The sequence below is a fragment of the Escherichia sp. SCLE84 genome, assembly GCF_012584495.1.
GTDB lineage: Bacteria > Pseudomonadota > Gammaproteobacteria > Enterobacterales > Enterobacteriaceae > ECMA0423.
Genome location: NZ_CP051433.1, coordinates 1 through 17520 on the forward strand (window position 1 = coordinate 1; position 17520 = coordinate 17520).

The 17520-nt window shown below is 47.4% G+C and carries 9 protein-coding genes, 6 pseudogenes and 1 other annotated feature; of the genes and pseudogenes, 8 read left to right on the plus strand and 7 right to left on the minus strand.

Annotation, left to right across the window (positions count from 1 at the left end; all coding sequences use genetic code 11):
- From repA to HGD79_RS25765, 3 genes are all read left to right on the plus strand, one after another.
- Entirely contained in the window at positions 1–858 is an 858-nt protein-coding gene (gene repA, locus HGD79_RS25755; RefSeq protein WP_042634321.1) for an incFII family plasmid replication initiator RepA, read from the plus strand.
- A 965-nt stretch (positions 859–1823) separates the two neighbouring features.
- Positions 1824–2075: a type II toxin-antitoxin system Phd/YefM family antitoxin gene (locus HGD79_RS25760; RefSeq protein WP_001132900.1), complete on the plus strand. Its 252-nt coding sequence runs from the start codon at positions 1824–1826 to the stop codon at positions 2073–2075.
- Positions 2072–2359: a type II toxin-antitoxin system RelE/ParE family toxin gene (locus HGD79_RS25765; protein ID WP_000222766.1), complete on the plus strand. Its 288-nt coding sequence runs from the start codon at positions 2072–2074 to the stop codon at positions 2357–2359. The genes HGD79_RS25760 and HGD79_RS25765 overlap by 4 nt, the downstream gene beginning before the upstream one ends.
- 276 nt (positions 2360–2635) lie before the next feature.
- On the opposite strand, the gene HGD79_RS25770 is transcribed toward HGD79_RS25765, so the two are convergent.
- A protein-coding gene (locus HGD79_RS25770) for an IS3 family transposase (protein WP_168848548.1) occupies positions 2636–3849 on the minus strand; the annotation gives its coding sequence in 2 pieces (ribosomal slippage) (positions 2636–3558 and positions 3558–3849; 1215 coding nt in all).
- Positions 3452–3568: a sequence feature (AL1L pseudoknot), on the minus strand. Its footprint overlaps the gene before it by 117 nt.
- Before the next feature lie 626 nt (positions 3850–4475).
- Between HGD79_RS25770 and HGD79_RS25775 the strand changes: the two genes are divergently transcribed.
- The gene (locus HGD79_RS25775; protein WP_168848549.1) at positions 4476–8378 is read left to right on the plus strand and encodes an autotransporter outer membrane beta-barrel domain-containing protein; all 3903 of its coding nucleotides are present in this window, start codon (positions 4476–4478) and stop codon (positions 8376–8378) included.
- Between the two features lie 309 nt (positions 8379–8687).
- Positions 8688–8995: pseudogene (locus tag HGD79_RS25780) on the plus strand (transposase); the annotation flags it as partial.
- A gap of 7 nt (positions 8996–9002) precedes the next feature.
- Here HGD79_RS25780 and HGD79_RS25785 read toward each other — a convergent pair.
- Together HGD79_RS25785 and HGD79_RS25790 are read right to left on the minus strand one after the other, a co-directional pair.
- On the minus strand, positions 9003–10154 hold the full coding sequence (locus HGD79_RS25785; protein WP_001254932.1) for an IS30-like element IS30 family transposase: 1152 nt from the start codon (positions 10152–10154) through the stop codon (positions 9003–9005).
- A gap of 67 nt (positions 10155–10221) precedes the next feature.
- Positions 10222–10479 (minus strand): annotated as a pseudogene (locus tag HGD79_RS25790) (IS3 family transposase); the annotation flags it as partial.
- A 95-nt stretch (positions 10480–10574) separates the two neighbouring features.
- Between HGD79_RS25790 and HGD79_RS27005 the strand changes: the two are divergent.
- A pseudogene (locus tag HGD79_RS27005) lies at positions 10575–10787 on the plus strand (helix-turn-helix transcriptional regulator); the annotation flags it as partial.
- Here the strand turns inward: HGD79_RS27005 and HGD79_RS26410 are convergent.
- Positions 10758–10949, minus strand: a pseudogene (locus HGD79_RS26410) (IS91 family transposase); the annotation flags it as partial. The pseudogenes HGD79_RS27005 and HGD79_RS26410 sit on opposite strands and share 30 nt — an antisense overlap.
- A 170-nt stretch (positions 10950–11119) precedes the next feature.
- Between HGD79_RS26410 and tsh the strand changes: the two are divergent.
- Together tsh and def are read left to right on the plus strand one after the other, a co-directional pair.
- On the plus strand, positions 11120–15253 hold the full coding sequence (tsh, locus tag HGD79_RS25800) for a temperature-sensitive protease autotransporter hemagglutinin Tsh/Hbp (RefSeq protein ID WP_063085579.1): 4134 nt from the start codon (positions 11120–11122) through the stop codon (positions 15251–15253).
- Between the two features lie 108 nt (positions 15254–15361).
- Positions 15362–15753 (plus strand): annotated as a pseudogene (gene def, locus HGD79_RS25805) (peptide deformylase); the annotation flags it as partial.
- 46 nt (positions 15754–15799) lie between these two features.
- Here def and HGD79_RS26785 read toward each other — a convergent pair.
- The 3 genes and pseudogenes from HGD79_RS26785 to HGD79_RS25815 form a co-directional block, all read right to left on the minus strand.
- Positions 15800–15901: pseudogene (locus tag HGD79_RS26785) on the minus strand (resolvase); the annotation flags it as partial.
- A 169-nt stretch (positions 15902–16070) separates the two neighbouring features.
- Positions 16071–17270 (minus strand): IS91 family transposase, encoded by a 1200-nt coding sequence (locus HGD79_RS25810; RefSeq protein WP_000948429.1) that lies wholly within the window; start codon positions 17268–17270, stop codon positions 16071–16073.
- Positions 17271–17279: 9 nt separating this feature from the next.
- On the minus strand, positions 17280–17468 hold the full coding sequence (locus HGD79_RS25815; RefSeq protein WP_000957857.1) for a hypothetical protein: 189 nt from the start codon (positions 17466–17468) through the stop codon (positions 17280–17282).
- Positions 17469–17520: the final 52 nt, after the last annotated feature.

Genomic DNA, 17520 nt, shown 5'->3' on the forward strand with positions numbered 1-17520 from the left:
GTGACTGATCTTCAACAAACGTATTACCGCCAGGTAAAGAACCCGAATCCGGTATTTACACCCCGTAAAGGTGCCGGAACGCTGAAGTTCTGCGAAAAACTGATGGAAAAGGCGGTGGGCTTCACCTCCCGTTTTGATTTCGCTATTCATGTGGCGCATGCCCGTTCCCGTGGTTTGCGTCGGCGCATGCCACCGGTGCTGCGTCGACGGGCTATTGATGCGCTCCTGCAGGGGCTGTGTTTCCACTATGACCCGCTGGCCAACCGCGTCCAGTGCTCCATCACCACGCTGGCCATTGAGTGCGGACTGGCGACGGAGTCTGCTGCCGGAAAACTCTCCATTACCCGTGCCACCCGTGCCCTGACGTTCCTGTCAGAGCTGGGACTGATTACCTACCAGACGGAATATGACCCGCTTATCGGGTGCTACATTCCGACCGACATCACGTTCACACTGGCTCTGTTTGCTGCCCTTGATGTGTCTGAGGATGCAGTGGCAGCTGCGCGCCGCAGTCGTGTTGAATGGGAAAACAAACAGCGCAAAAAGCAGGGGCTGGATACCCTGGGTATGGATGAGCTGATAGCGAAAGCCTGGCGTTTTGTGCGTGAGCGTTTCCGCAGTTACCAGACAGAACTTAAGTCCCGTGGAATAAAACGTGCCCGTGCGCATCGTGATGCGAACAGGGAACGTCAGGATATCGTCACCCTGGTGAAACGGCAGCTGACGCGTGAAATCTCGGAAGGGCGCTTCACTGCCAGTCGTGAGGCGGTAAAACGTGAAGTGGAGCGTCGTGTGAAGGAGCGCATGATTCTGTCACGTAACCGCAATTACAGCCGGCTGGCCACCGCTTCCCCCTGAAAGTGACCTCCTCAGAATAATCCGGCCTGCGCCGGAGGCATCCGCACGTCTGAAGCCCGCCAGTGCACAAAAAAACAGCGCCACATACAAAAAACAACCTCATCATCCACCTTCAGGTGCATCCGGTCCCCCCTGTTTTCGATACAAAATACGCCTCACTGACGGGGAATTTTGCTTATCCACATATAACTGCAAGGGACTTCCCCATAAGATTACAACCGTTCATGTCATAAAGCGCCAGTCGGCAGCCTTACAGGGTGCAATGTATCTTTTAAACACCTGTTTATATCTCCTTTAAACTACTTAATTACATTCATTTAAAAAGAGAACCTATTCACTGCCTGTCCTGTGGACAGACAGATATGCACCTCCCACCGCAAGCGGCGGGCCCCGACCAGAACCACTTTAGTTACAACACACAAAAACAACCTCCTGAAAAACCCCGGTCCTGCGCAGAATCGAAACCACAAAGCCCTCCTTCATAACTGAAAAGCGCCGCCGCCCCCGCCCAAAGGGCGGGAACAACATCGCTTTTAATTATGAATGTTGTAACTAATAGTCGTCATCGCTGTCAGTCTTCTCGCTGGAAGTATTGAGTACACGCTCGTAAGCGGCCCTGACGGCCCGCTAACGCGGAGATACGCCCCGACTTCGGGTAAACCCTCGTCGGGACCACTCCGACCGCGCACAGAAGCTCTGTTGTGGCTGAAAGCGGATATGGCTTAGCAGGACTGAGGATGGGTAAGGTGATATCTATCAATCCGTACCGGCTTACGCCGGGCTTCGGCGGTTTTACTCCGGTATCATATGCAACAACGGAGTACCGCCTTCCATGCCGCTGACGCGGCATCAGAATAATACAAACAGCATTTAATGCATTTGCAAAAGTGTGAGTAATAAAGACTTGTTAAGTGGTCGTTTCAGGGATATCGTTAAGACTTGTTAAACAGTCTCAAAGGTGCGTTATGCCTAACATCATTCTGTCTGACACCAGTGCAAGTGTCAGTGAACTGAAAAAAAATCCTATGGCTACAGTCAGTGCCGGAGATGGTTACCCTGTCGCCATTCTTAACCGGAATCAGCCGGCATTCTACTGTGTGCCTGCTGAACTGTATGAAAGGATGCTTGATGCTCTGGATGACCAGGAACTGGTGAAACTGGTTACTGAACGCAGCAATCAGCCACTGCATGATGTGGACCTAGACAGTTATTTATGACTTATACGGTAAAATTCAGGGATGATGCGCTCAAGGAATGGCTGAAACTGGATAAGACCATTCAACAACAGTTTGTGAAAAAACTAAAAAAATGCAGCGAAAATCCTCATATACCGTCAGCAAAACTAAGAGGGCTAAAGGATTGCTACAAAATTAAACTACGTGCATCGGGATTTCGTCTGGTTTATCAGGTGATTGACGATATGTTAATTATTGCGGTTGTTGCGGTAGGAAAACGAGAACGTAGTAACGTTTATAATCTCGCCAGTGAGAGAATGAGATAGTAACATATAAATAGCCTTTCCCGCAGATAACTCTCAGAATTGTTATTTTCTCTGTGGACCAGTCTACTCGCCTGAGGCAGGAGAAGAAAAGTTTTGTTGAGAGTATGATTTTACCTGCCGGGATGAGTCCCGGGGGATTTATATCATCAGACAAACTGGAACGGAGAGACATGTTTTATGACAATACTCGTGACGGCACAGACTCAACTCATAGTTGGTGAGGCTAGGGGTCAGTGAACCGCCCCGATTTTCCTGGAGAGTGTTTTATCTGTGAACTCAGGCTGCCAGATCATTGTTTCCGATGGAAGCATAATGAGCTTTTTCTGCTTCTGCCGGAGGAGTATGGCCCAGCCTTCCCAGCAATCGTCGATTGTTATACCAGTCCACCCACGTGAGTGTGGCCAGTTCCACTTCTGCACGGTTTTTCCAGCTCTTACGGTGTATTACCTCCGCTTTGTAAAGACCATTGATGCTCTCAGCCATCGCGTTGTCATACGAGTCGCCTGTGCTCCCTGTTGATGCCAGTAATCCGGCTTCCTTAAGCCGCTGCGTGTAGGCCAGCGATACATACTGAGAGCCTTTATCGCTGTGATGGATGGTGCCAGACGGACGGCGGGCCCACAACGCCTGCTCAAGTGCATCCAGCACCAATGTCGTTTCCATGGACGATGAGACCCGCCATCCCACGATATATCCGGCAAACACATCAATGATGAACGCCACATAGACGACCCCCTGCCATGTGCTGACGTAAGTAGAATCAGCCACCCACAACTGGTCAGGACGTTCTGCCACGAACTGACGGTTTACGCGGTCGCCTGCGACAACGGCTTTCCGGCTGATGGTCGTACGGACCTTTTTACCACGGAGAACACCGGCAAGTCCCATAACCGCCATGAGACGTGCCACAGTGCATCTGGCCACTCTGATACCTTCCCGTAACAACTGACGCCAGACTTTACGCACACCGTATACCTTGTGATTTTCATCGTATACGCGCTGTATCTCTTTCTTCAGCCAGTCATCGCGCTGCGCACGGGCACTGCGTTTATCCGGATGATGTCGCTGTTGCTGACAGTGGTAATACGTTGACGGGGCAATATGCAGTTCACTGCATACCGGTCCGACCCCGTACTGCTCACGCAGCTTATCCAGCAGTGGCATTATTTTTTCCAGAGGCGGTCGAACTCCGCCTTCGCAAAATAAGCGGAAGCCTGGCGAAGGATATCGTTACTGCGGCGCAGTTCACGATTTTCACGTTCCAGCTCTTTCAGACGCTGACGTTCAGCGGTGGTGAGTCCACCATCACCGCCCCCGGTATCCCGCTCATGCTGGCGAACCCAGACACGCAGAGTCTCTGGCGTACAGCCAATCTTTGGAGCAATGGAACAAATTGCCGCCCATTGTGAGTGATATTCGCCCTGACTTTCCAGAACCATACGAACTGCCCGTTGACGGACTTCGGGGGAAAAACGAGTATTTTTAGTCATCCTGTTTACCTCTTTCTCAGGAAGTTTAGTCTCCAGGATTTCCGGGGCGGTTCAGATCGTGACATTGACAAACTTTGTGAGCTAACGTTGCCATAGGCACCATATTTCCCTGGAGGAAACAGAATCCGCAAAGCGTTCGTTGTGGCATCACAATCCATCCATTGCCTTTCAACTGTTATATCTGGCTACTATGATGTTGTCCTGACATTACAGCAGAGTTCCGGATTGAACGATAAAACATCGCCAGGGAACTTCTACTGCATGCCATCTACAAAACACTTTTGGCATACAACATGAGAACTATCCCACACAAAGGCATCAGAATACTCCCCCCTGAATTAATAAGAAATATTAATCAATATCGCATCTGTATGCTTTATCCTTCCCGGTACCAGGCATACTTTAAAAAATAAAAAACATGATAAAAAACTACCGCTCCTCCTTTTTTTTGCTGAGTTCCCGCTGAAGAATCCATAATGAACATGATGTTTTTGTTATCTGCATCATAACAAACTCACCAAATGCTAAACATTTGTCTGAAAAATAGTTACAATCATAAAAATGTTAGAGACACCCCTCTAACAGATTAACAACAATAATACTTTTCCTAACATACTGGAGCTTATATGAATAAAGTATATTCTCTTAAATACAGTCATATTACCGGAGGATTAATCGCAGTATCTGAATTAACGCGCAGAATAACGACAGGATCCAGAAAAAAACCATTTCCTATTATTTCATTATCCCTGATTGGTGTAATAACCCCCTCAGTTGCATCTCAAATGGACCTTACAAATTTTTATTCGCAGGATTTCTTCGATTTTGCACAAAATAAAGGAGCATTCAAACCAGGAGCAAAAAACATCACTATTCTGAAAAAAGATGGCTCTACCCTTGAATTACCAGATGTACCATTCCCTGATTTTTCATCTGTATCGAATAAGGGGTCAACTACTGCAATTGGTGGTTCATATACTGTTACTGCAACCCACAATAATATATCTCATCACTCTATATCAACCCAGGGATTTGGACAAACAAACTATTCATATATAGACAGAATGAGTAAAGGTGACTTTGCAGTAACTCGAGTTAACAAATTTATTGTTGAAGGCATTGGAGATATAGAAAGCGCGGACATTAATTTGTCACAAAGTGAAGCTCTTGAAAAATACGGGGTTATGTATAAAGGCAAAAAACAACTAATAGGATTCAGAGCTGGAGCGGGCAGCCTCATTTTTGAGAAAAATGGAAAATTAACAAATAATCAAAATGTCAGCTACGCACCGGATATCAGAAATGGTTCTTTTGTACTGATTGATGGCTGGGAAGGAGAACGCATCACCACCAATAATCTTTTTGATGAATTTAAAAACAGAACTACTGGTGGTGACAGTGGGTCTTCTCTTTTTGTATACGATAATGAAAAGAATAAATGGGTTATTCTTGGTACATTATTTGGTGAATATCATTACAGCAATGGGCAGATCCGTTCTGCATTCAACAAATATGACCAGTCTCTGGTAAACAAGTTGAAAGATTATTTTACTCAACAGATAAACCTGTCAGGTAAAAGCGCAGTCATAAAAAATGACAATATAACTATCAACTCCTCATCTGACAGTATTAAAGTTGTTAACCAGCTCAAGAATAATAAGACTGTGCAAATGGATTTATCTTTTAACGGTGGTGGAACTATAAATCTTGAACAGGATTTGCATACAGGTTCTGGAGGGCTTATTTTTGATGATTCCAGTGTATATGAAATAAACGGAAATAATTACTCATACAAAGGTGCTGGTATTAACACCGGAAATAGCTCTGTTGTTAACTGGAATGTAAAAGGAATTAAAGGTAATGATCTCCACAAAATAGGTGAGGGCACACTTAATATAAAAGCAATGCAGGATGGGAATTTAAAGATCGGTGACGGCAAAGTTGTTTTGCAGGCTGAAAAATCATTTGATAACATTTATATAACCAGCGGAAAAGCAACGGTCGTTATCGATAAAAACAATGCATTAAATAATGAAAATGAGTTCAGTGGGCTCTACTTTTCTAAAAATGGAGGAGTGCTGGACCTGAATGGATACGATCAATTCTTTAAAAAAATAGCTGCAACCGACAATGGTGCTACAATAACAAACACATCAGAAAAAACAGCCACCTTATCTTTATCCAGTACATCCGACTATCTTTACCATGGGAATATCAGTAATAATATTCAGATACGCCATGAACATACAGGTAAGAAGAGTGATTCACTACTCATTCTTGACGGAGATATAAATATAAATAATGACATACATATTAAAAATGCGCAGGTTGTGATGCAGGGACATGCCACATCCCATACTGTTGTAAAAAATCAGGCATGTGGTTTACCATCTTTTTTATGTCCGGTTACAACAACCGCCCACTTATCCAATCTTGAAAAAAATGATGCATTAAAAAATGGGGTTGCGTATAAAGCAAATAACCAGTCAGCATCATTTGAACAACCAGACTGGGAAGATCGCCAGTTCTCATTCAGAACCATGATTCTGGATAATTCGGTTTTTACAACCTCTCGTAACTCTTTTCTGAAAGGAGATATTATCTCATCAGGCTCTGATATCTATTTTGGAAGCAAGAATGATGTATATATTGACACTCTCGCTGGTGAGAATATTACCGGGAATGGATTCAGCTTTAGCCAGAATATTAAAAAAGGCGTATCTGCGGGTGATTCCGGTTTTAGCGGAGGGATTTACTCTACTGATGGTAGTATCAGGATTGGTGATAAAGCAAATGTCACCCTGACTAAATCCAGTTCAATGAATAATACAACTCTGACTATCGAGAAAGGTGGTTTAATAAATGCTCAGGGTGGCCTGTTCACCAGTAAAGAATCACTGATTGCGGGACAGATGAACCTGACCGGTAAACCCGATCTAAATACAACCACCTGGTCGCCATCTATTTATTTAGGTATCGGTGGCTACAGACTGACTGAAGATGGCGCTCAATTCACAGCCAGAAACCAGGCATCTGTAATTGCTGATATTTATTCTGATAAAGCGGCAAATATCTCGCTTGGTAGGGAAATCAATGCTGAAAGTAAGAACACTCCTGCTTACTCATCATTTGCCATATCATTATTGAATGGATTTGACACCTCACTGGAAGGAAAAATTAACGCCTCAAAATCAACTCTATCCATGAATGATGCATTGTGGAAAGTAACAGGCAATTCATCACTGAAAAAAGTAAGTTACAATGGAAGCATGACTTTATTTACTGGTGAAAACAATAAAACGTTTAGCACTCTGACCGTTGATGAACTTACTGCAAATAAATCAGCATTTGTCATGCGAACTGATATGACTAACTCAGATAAGTTAGTTGTAAATAGTAAAGTAGAAGGTCAGGATAATATCCTTCTGGTTAATTTCCTGCAGAAGAATGGTGACAACAAGAAACTGAATATTGACCTGGTCAGTACTCCTGGTGGTACAGATAAAAACACTTTTAAGGCGAGTACACAGAGTATCGGTTTCAGTGATGTAACCCCTGTAATTGAGCAACGTGATGCAGAGAATAAAACAACCTGGACCCTGACTGGCTATAAGACTGTTGCCAATAATGATGCCACTAAAAAAGCCACATCCCTGATGTCCGGTAGCTATAAAGCGTTTTTAAGCGAAGTGAACAATCTGAATAAACGTATGGGTGACCTGCGTGACATCAATGGTGAAGCTGGCGCATGGGCACGCATCATGAGCGGAACCGGCTCTGCCGGTGGTGGTTTCAGTGACAACTACACACATGTTCAGGTCGGTGTCGACAAAAAACATGAGCTGGATGGACTGGATTTGTTTACCGGTTTTACTGTCACACACACTGACAGCAGTGCCTCCGCCGATGTTTTCAGCGGTAAAACGAAGTCTGTGGGGGCAGGCCTGTATGCATCCGCCATGTTTGATTCCGGTGCCTATATCGACCTGATTGGTAAGTATGTTCACCATGATAATGAGTACACGGCAACCTTTGCCGGACTCGGAACCCGTGATTATAGTACGCATTCATGGTATGCCGGTGCTGAAGCAGGCTACCGCTATCATGTCACTGAGGATACCTGGATTGAGCCACAGGCTGAGCTGGTTTACGGTGCTGTATCCGGTAAACAGTTTGCATGGAAGGACCAGGGGATGCATCTTTCCATGAAGGACAAAGACTACAATCCGCTGATTGGTCGTACCGGTGTGGATGTGGGTAAATCCTTCTCTGGTAAGGACTGGAAAGTGACAGCCCGTGCCGGTCTGGGCTACCAGTTCGACCTGCTGGCTAACGGCGAAACCGTATTACGGGACGCATCTGGTGAAAAACGCATCAAAGGTGAAAAGGACAGCCGTATGCTGATGTCCGTTGGCCTGAATGCAGAAATCAGGGACAACGTCCGCTTTGGACTGGAGTTTGAGAAATCCGCCTTTGGTAAGTACAACGTTGATAATGCTGTCAACGCTAACTTCCGTTACTCGTTCTGATACTCCGTATTCAAAAGGGCCTGCGGGCCCTTTACGCTCAGAACCTGCCGCCCTGATATGTCTGAGAGACATTTCAGGGATGTCAGTCGACTGGTTTACTTAACTGCGATGACTAAAGCTGGCAGTAATGTCGGCTTTTTTACGGCCACATAAGTCTTCCTCTCATCCGGAACTGTGATACAAATCCTGCATACAGGATTGATCGCCGGTTCCCACAAATGGCACATCTTCAGTAAGATAGCGAAGGTTACATTCCCCCGTCATGTGTGGCACTGTAGTGGCACACTAAATTTGGCCACCTGATGAAAGGTGATATTCTCACCACAACACAAAACAGGTGACTTAATGAACAAGAAAACCAAACGAACCTTCACCCCTGAGTTCAGGCTGGAATGTGCACAGCTGATTGTTGATAAGGGCTACTCATATCGACAGGCCAGTGAAGCGATGAATGTCGGTTCAACCACGCTTGAGAGCTGGGTACGCCAGCTCAGGCGAGAGCGCCATGGTATTACGCCCTCTGCCACACCCATTACTCCAGACCAGCAACGTATCCGCGAGCTGGAAAAGCAAGTTCGCCGTCTGGAGGAACAAAATACGATATTAAAAAAGGCTACTGTAGATTCAATCTGTCAATGCAACACCCCTTTCAATTATCTCTTTCGGTGTTTTGAACTTCAGTGTCTTTCTCGGTCTGTTGTTTAGCTGAGCAGCAACCAGATCTAGTTCATGTTGAGTATATTGGGCAAGACATGTCTTTTTAGGAAAGTACTGCCGAATTAGCCCATTTGTGTTCTCATTTGTTCCCCGCTGCCAAGGACTCTGAGGATCGCAGAAGTAAACTTTAACGCCGGTGCTGACAGTAAATTCCAGATGTCTGGCCAGTTCCATTCCTCTGTCCCATGTCAGTGATTTTCTGAGTTCTGACGGTAAACTCAGGAATTTGTCGGTAAGAGCCTGATTTACTGAGACAGAATCTTTGCCCCTGAGTCTAAGGATGATCGTATAACGTGATTTTCGGTCTACAAGTGTGGCTATATGAGAGTTTTTTGTACCTGAGACTAAATCGCCCTCCCAATGTCCCAGAGAGCGTCTGTTATCGATATTTCGGGAACGTTCGTGAATTGGTGTTCCGTTCACTATGTTAATCGTACCTCTTTCGCCTTTGCGGGTATGACGCCTGCCATGGCGAAGGCTATGCGACCGTCGCAGATGCTGTATATTCAGGTGGTGTAGCGCTTCACGGCTACGAAAGTACAGCGTTTTATAAATTGTCTCAGGTGATATTCGCAGCGTTTTTTGACGTGGTTTTGTTCGCCTTAACCATCCTGATATTTGCTCTGGAGACCATTTCATCTCCAGCTTTTCCAGAACAAGCTTTCGCAATGGTAAATTTTGATCCAGTAAGCACGGTTTTGGCCTTTTCGCCATTCTGTTGGCTCGGTTATTAGCATCAACAGCTTTGTAATAGCGTCTGCCCCGATTACGCTGAACTTCACGTGAGATCGTCGAAGGACTGCGATTCAGCGCAGTAGCTATCGCACGAATGCTCATTTTGGCTGACAAACCAGCTCGTATCTCCTCGCGCTCAGACAGTGTCAGGTGAGCTACAGCCCGCTTACGCTCATGGGGTTTTATGCCGCCAGTATCCCTTAACATAGTGAAGATCGTTCCGGGTTTTGAACCCAGGATATTCGCTATTTCACTGAAGCCTGTTCCGTTCTTCCATAGTTCAAAAACAGAGGCTTTTTCCTCTGCTGTAAATGTTCGTCTCATTCAAAAAACCTCCGCAACCCCATGTTTTCACATAACTGTTGCGTTGACCAATTGAATCTACAGTAGCCTTTTTTAATATTTCATTCTCCATTTCAATGCGTTGTAGCTTTTTCCTCAGCTCACGTATTTCGATTTGTTCTGGTGTTATCGGAGAGGCTTTTGGTGTTTTGCCCTGACGCTCATCACGCAGTTGTTTGACCCATCTTGTCATTGTGGAAAGGCCAACATCCATAGCTTTGGCGGCATCTGCCACCGTGTAGTTCTGGTCAACAACCAGTTGAGCGGATTCGCGTTTAAACTCTGCGCTGAAATTTCTTTTTTTCATTGGAGCACCTGTGTTGTTCTGAGGTGAGCATATCACCTCTGTTCAGGTGGCCAAATTCAGTAAACCACTTCAAGGATGCGCCTGAAGGAGATGAAATGACGAAAGTAAAAAGTGTTCCGTTCAGCCAGGTAAAGCAAAAACTGCTTAATACTCCAGAAGCTGTTAAAGGGTATGAAGATGCTGACAAAGAACTGGAGATGGTAGAAATGTTATACGAAATGAGAGAAAAAGCGGGGTTAACAAAGTCTGCGCTGGCCGAACGAATGGGATTACGCCCGTCAGCCATCAGCCGGCTGGAAAGTAATCCTTATCAGACTGATATCCCGCGCGTTTTTCTTCAGCCCGTCCACATTCAGCCCCGCTATGGCACGCCGGTATACCATCCGACCGCCACACAGCACGCATTCGAGCGGGTCACGACTCAGGAACTGTTTCACCATTTGTGCATAGCACACATTCGCCACCGGTTCTGGCATACTTTATGTGCAGGCATAACGGTGCTCTCCCTGAATTTGTGAAAGAATCAGTAGTTCACATCACGCTATGCCTGTCTCCTTTTTCTGGGGATTCCTCAGGATGATGGTGATTATCCGTTATGCCTGAGTAGTACTGATTTTATTTTTCTCAGGAGTAATTAAAAATGAACAGAATTTATTCTCTTCGCTACAGCGCTGTGGCCCGGGGCTTTATTGCCGTATCTGAGTTTGCTAGGAAATGTGTTCATAAGTCTGTCAGACGTCTGTGTTTCCCGGTTTTATTACTGATCCCGGTACTATTCTCTGCAGGAAGTCTTGCGGGAACGGTCAATAATGAACTCGGGTATCAGTTATTTCGTGATTTTGCTGAAAATAAGGGGATGTTCCGCCCGGGGGCAACGAATATCGCTATTTATAATAAGCAGGGAGAATTTGTCGGTACGCTGGATAAGGCAGCTATGCCTGATTTCAGTGCTGTGGATTCGGAAATCGGTGTGGCGACACTGATAAACCCGCAGTATATCGCCAGCGTGAAACATAACGGGGGATATACAAACGTTAGCTTTGGTGATGGTGAAAACCGTTACAATATCGTGGACCGGAATAATGCGCCGTCACTGGATTTTCATGCCCCCCGGCTGGGTAAACTGGTGACAGAGGTTGCCCCTACTGCGGTGACGGCGCAGGGGGCAGTGGCTGGCGCATATCTGGATAAGGAGCGCTATCCTGTTTTTTATCGTCTGGGGTCTGGTACTCAGTATATTAAGGACAGTAACGGACAGCTGACAAAAATGGGAGGTGCATATTCCTGGCTGACCGGCGGGACTGTCGGTAGCCTGTCATCCTATCAGAATGGAGAAATGATTAGCACCAGTTCAGGTCTGGTTTTTGATTACAAACTTAATGGTGCAATGCCCATTTATGGCGAGGCCGGTGACAGCGGTTCGCCTTTATTTGCTTTTGATACTGTTCAGAATAAATGGGTGCTGGTCGGTGTTCTTACTGCGGGGAATGGCGCGGGGGGCAGGGGAAATAACTGGGCTGTTATTCCACTGGATTTTATCGGGCAGAAATTTAATGAAGACAATGATGCCCCGGTCACGTTCAGAACATCGGAAGGTGGTGCACTGGAGTGGAGCTTTAACAGCAGTACCGGAGCTGGTGCGCTGACACAGGGAACCACCACATATGCCATGCACGGGCAGCAGGGAAATGACCTGAATGCTGGTAAGAACCTGATATTTCAGGGGCAGAATGGTCAGATTAACCTTAAGGATTCGGTTTCTCAGGGGGCGGGTTCCCTGACGTTCCGTGATAATTACACAGTAACAACCTCTAACGGAAGTACCTGGACCGGTGCCGGTATTGTTGTGGACAACGGGGTGTCCGTAAACTGGCAGGTTAATGGTGTTAAGGGCGATAACCTGCATAAAATTGGTGAAGGTACGCTGACGGTACAGGGTACAGGTATTAATGAAGGTGGCCTGAAGGTCGGGGACGGAAAGGTTGTACTGAACCAGCAGGCGGACAATAAAGGACAGGTGCAGGCGTTCAGCAGTGTTAATATTGCCAGTGGCCGGCCGACCGTGGTACTGACTGATGAGCGGCAGGTAAATCCGGATACCGTCTCATGGGGATATCGTGGGGGCACACTGGATGTTAATGGTAACAGTCTGACGTTTCATCAGTTGAAGGCGGCAGATTATGGTGCCGTGCTGGCGAATAACGTTGATAAACGGGCCACTATCACGCTGGACTATGCCCTGCGGGCTGACAAAGTAGCACTGAATGGCTGGTCGGAATCAGGTAAAGGAACTGCCGGAAATTTATATAAATACAATAACCCGTACACAAATACGACGGATTACTTCATCCTGAAGCAGAGCACCTATGGTTATTTCCCCACGGACCAGAGCAGCAACGCCACCTGGGAGTTTGTGGGGCACAGTCAGGGGGATGCACAGAAACTGGTAGCTGACCGTTTCAATACTGCAGGGTATCTGTTTCACGGACAACTGAAAGGCAATCTGAATGTGGACAATCGCCTGCCTGAAGGCGTTACCGGTGCTCTGGTGATGGACGGAGCTGCGGATATCTCCGGTACATTCACCCAGGAAAACGGGCGTCTGACGCTGCAGGGGCATCCGGTTATCCATGCATACAATACTCAGTCTGTGGCTGACAAACTGGCTGCCAGTGGAGACCATTCGGTTCTGACTCAGCCTACGTCATTCAGTCAGGAGGACTGGGAGAACCGCAGTTTTACCTTTGACAGGCTGTCACTGAAGAACACTGATTTTGGTCTTGGTCGCAATGCCACACTGAACACAACCATCCAGGCAGATAACTCCAGCGTCACGCTGGGCGACAGCCGGGTATTTATCGACAAAAACGATGGCCAGGGAACAGCCTTTACCCTTGAAGAAGGCACATCTGTTGCAACTAAAGATGCAGATAAAAGTGTCTTCAACGGCACCGTCAACCTGGATAATCAGTCAGTGCTGAATATCAATGATATATTCAATGGCGGAATACAGGCGAACAACAGTACCGTGAATATCTCCTCAGACAGTGCCGTTCTGGGGAACTCAACACTGACCAGTACCGCCCTGAATCTGAACAAGGGAGCAAATGCTCTGGCCAGTCAGAGTTTTGTTTCTGACGGTCCAGTGAATATTTCTGATGCCACCCTGAGTCTGAACAGCCGTCCTGATGAGGTATCTCACACACTTTTACCTGTATACGATTATGCCGGTTCATGGAACCTGAAGGGAGACGATGCCCGCCTGAACGTGGGGCCGTACAGTATGTTGTCAGGTAATATCAATGTTCAGGATAAAGGGACTGTCACCCTCGGAGGGGAAGGGGAACTGAGTCCTGACCTGACTCTTCAGAATCAGATGTTGTACAGCCTGTTTAACGGGTACCGCAATATCTGGAGCGGGAGCCTGAATGCACCGGATGCCACCGTCAGCATGACAGACACCAAGTGGTCGATGAACGGAAACTCCACGGCAGGAAATATGAAACTTAACCGGACAATAGTCGGTTTTAACGGGGGAACATCACCGTTCACGACACTGACAACAGATAATCTGGACGCGGTTCAGTCAGCATTTGTCATGCGTACAGACCTTAACAAGGCAGACAAACTGGTGATAAACAAGTCGGCAACAGGTCATGACAACAGCATCTGGGTTAACTTCCTGAAAAAACCTTCTAACAAGGACACGCTTGATATTCCACTGGTCAGCGCACCTGAAGCGACAGCTGATAATCTGTTCAGGGCATCAACACGGGTTGTGGGATTCAGTGATGTCACCCCCATCCTTAGTGTCAGAAAAGAGGACGGGAAAAAAGAGTGGGTCCTCGATGGTTACCAGGTTGCACGTAACGACGGCCAGGGTAAGGCTGCCGCCACATTCATGCACATCAGCTATAACAACTTCATCACTGAAGTTAACAACCTGAACAAACGCATGGGCGATTTGAGGGATATTAATGGCGAAGCCGGTACGTGGGTGCGTCTGCTGAACGGTTCCGGCTCTGCTGATGGCGGTTTCACTGACCACTATACCCTGCTGCAGATGGGGGCTGACCGTAAGCACGAACTGGGAAGTATGGACCTGTTTACCGGCGTGATGGCCACCTACACTGACACAGATGCGTCAGCAGACCTGTACAGCGGTAAAACAAAATCATGGGGTGGTGGTTTCTATGCCAGTGGTCTGTTCCGGTCCGGCGCTTACTTTGATGTGATTGCCAAATATATTCACAATGAAAACAAATATGACCTGAACTTTGCCGGAGCTGGTAAACAGAACTTCCGCAGCCATTCACTGTATGCAGGTGCAGAAGTCGGATACCGTTATCATCTGACAGATACGACGTTTGTTGAACCTCAGGCGGAACTGGTCTGGGGAAGACTGCAGGGCCAAACATTTAACTGGAACGACAGTGGAATGGATGTCTCAATGCGTCGTAACAGCGTTAATCCTCTGGTAGGCAGAACCGGCGTTGTTTCCGGTAAAACCTTCAGTGGTAAGGACTGGAGTCTGACAGCCCGTGCCGGCCTGCATTATGAGTTCGATCTGACGGACAGTGCTGATGTTCATCTGAAGGATGCAGCGGGAGAACATCAGATTAATGGCAGAAAAGACAGTCGTATGCTTTACGGTGTGGGGTTAAATGCCCGGTTTGGCGACAATACGCGTCTGGGGCTGGAAGTTGAACGCTCTGCATTTGGTAAATACAACACAGATGATGCGATAAACGCTAATATTCGTTATTCATTCTGATGCTGTGCAGCAAAGGGACTATTGCTTTGTCCCTTTGCTGCGATTATCTGATTACGGTACAGTAGAAGAAATAATCTTTCTAACTCCTGAACACATCTCTGGAGATTTATGTCAGTTTTGCAAGTGTTACATATTCCGGACGAGCGGCTTCGCAAAGTTGCTAAACCGGTAGAAGAAGTGAATGCAGAAATTCAGCGTATCGTCGATGATATGTTCGAGACGATGTACGCAGAAAAAGTATTGGCCTGGCGGCAACCCAGGTTGATATCCATCAACGTATCATTGTAATTGATGTTTCGGAAAACCGTGACGAACGGCTGGTGTTAATCAATCCGGAGCTTTTAGAAAAAAGCGGCGAAACAGGCATTGAAGAAGGTTGCCTGTCAATCCCTGAACAACGAGCTTTAGTGCCACGCGCAGAGAAAGTTAAAATTCGCGCCCTGGACCGCGACGGTAAACCATTTGAACTGGAAGCAGACGGTCTGTTAGCCATCTGTATTGGGCTCCGTTTGGGAAACGGAAAATATTGTACGTTAAGGCTATTTTTTAATCAGGTTTAACCTCTTTATAGAGCGCCTGAATGCGACAAACTTGGGAAGTACTATAGCCTGTCACCTCTGCCGTTTCACGGATGCGCAGTTTCTTGACGTATAGGAAATTGAAAAACCAGTCGATACCATTGTCCACGCCTTATGCCACGTGAGCCTTTCTGCTTTTCCCACCACTCCGGTGGTTTCCCTCTCTCTATGGTCGATTTTTATACCGTAACAGGCTGTTTTTTATACTTTCACCGATTCCCGGGCACACTTAGCCTGTGTCAGGCCGGCATATACCTCAGTAGACTGATATCCCGCGCGTTTTTCTTCAGCCCTGATACATTCAGCCCCGCAATGGCCCGGCGGTATACCATCCGGCAGCCACACAGCACGCATTCGAACGGGTCACGACTCAGGAACTGTTTCACCATTTGTGCATAGCACACTTTCGCCACTGGTTCCGGTTTATCCATCCCCAGTGCACGGTACACCTGCGGCAGCTTCTCTCCACACACACGGTTGGCAAGGAACCCGAAGTACCTCACCATCTTAAAAAACTTCTCCGGGATGTGCTGTTTCAGCCTCGCGACCAGCTCACGCTGTGTCAGCGTTTCCGTCGCCGTTTCTCCCGTTTTGTGGTCCAGGTAACGGAAGCTCAGGCTTGCCCCTCCGTTGTAATGAGCCAGTCGGGAAGCCGCTATTGGTGGCTTCTTCAGATAACGACCCAGGTAGCGTGCCGTATTCCGCCCTCCGGCTGTCTTCTTCGACATGTACACATGCCAGTATTTTCCGCCGGATTTCAGCACCAGGCTTCTCCACTGTGATTCCGTCGTGATATGTGACAACGACTCCGGCATTGCCATCCCCTCTGACCACGCTTTCAGAAGCAGCTGCCGCATATTCCACATCCACCGTGAACGCATCGCGTCTTTCAGGAAGCTCAGCTTTTTCCACTGACCATGCTTATTCAGACCTCCACAGGTTACAGACACATGTACATGCGGATGCCAGTTGAGACGACGGCCATACGTGTGGATGGCGCAGAAGATACCGGGTTCCAGCCCCCGTTTTCGGGCGGCATACAGCAGATTCTCCACCGCCAGACGGCACACGTCATTCAGCAGCCAGCGGTTGCTTTCGAACACCGGCCACAGCGTGTCCGGCAGGGTGAAGACCAGATGTACCCAGTCGCAGTCAGGAAGACGATTCAGCTGTGTTGCTGTCCACAGGTCTGTGGCCTTCTTTCCGCAGGACGGGCAGGCACGGCTGCCGCATGAGTTGGTCAGGTACTTTACGTGCTGACAGTCCGGGTTATCACACCCGAACTCTTTTACACCCAGTATCCGTGTGCCGCAGGCCAGCATTTTGGTGACGGCTTCAACCTCGATATCGCGCAGACCGCCCGCATCCAGGAAGGACGTCCAGCACTGGTTGGCTGTGAACAGACGTTTCAGAGGGCGGGGAGTAAAACCGGACAACATGAGGATGGATTAAACCCCGGTATCCTGTAGCAGGGTAAGGGCTGCTGTATCGCCACGGCGCTTCAGGATGGAGGTCGTCACCATCGCAGGTGGTGGGTCCATGGGTTTGAGCATTTTCATCCAGTCCCATTCTCGTTGTGAGAGCTTCTCAGCACCAACAGAGAGCAGAACTGTATCGATACTTTTGCGGGTCAACATAAGGGGATGAGTCCTTAATAAAACAGGTCCTCAGAGCATACATATTCTGCGG

What these genes read in the sequence shown, in the direction of transcription:
- HGD79_RS25760 (WP_001132900.1), top strand. Translation starts at nt 1,824, where the DNA reads ATGCCTAACATCATTCTGTCTGACACCAGTGCAAGTGTCAGTGAACTG.
- HGD79_RS25765 (WP_000222766.1), top strand. Translation starts at nt 2,072, where the DNA reads ATGACTTATACGGTAAAATTCAGGGATGATGCGCTCAAGGAATGGCTG.
- HGD79_RS25775 (WP_168848549.1), top strand. Translation starts at nt 4,476, where the DNA reads ATGAATAAAGTATATTCTCTTAAATACAGTCATATTACCGGAGGATTA.
- HGD79_RS25785 (WP_001254932.1), bottom strand. Translation starts at nt 10,154, where the DNA reads ATGAGACGAACATTTACAGCAGAGGAAAAAGCCTCTGTTTTTGAACTA.
- tsh (WP_063085579.1), top strand. Translation starts at nt 11,120, where the DNA reads ATGAACAGAATTTATTCTCTTCGCTACAGCGCTGTGGCCCGGGGCTTT.
- HGD79_RS25810 (WP_000948429.1), bottom strand. Translation starts at nt 17,270, where the DNA reads ATGTTGTCCGGTTTTACTCCCCGCCCTCTGAAACGTCTGTTCACAGCC.
- HGD79_RS25815 (WP_000957857.1), bottom strand. Translation starts at nt 17,468, where the DNA reads ATGTTGACCCGCAAAAGTATCGATACAGTTCTGCTCTCTGTTGGTGCT.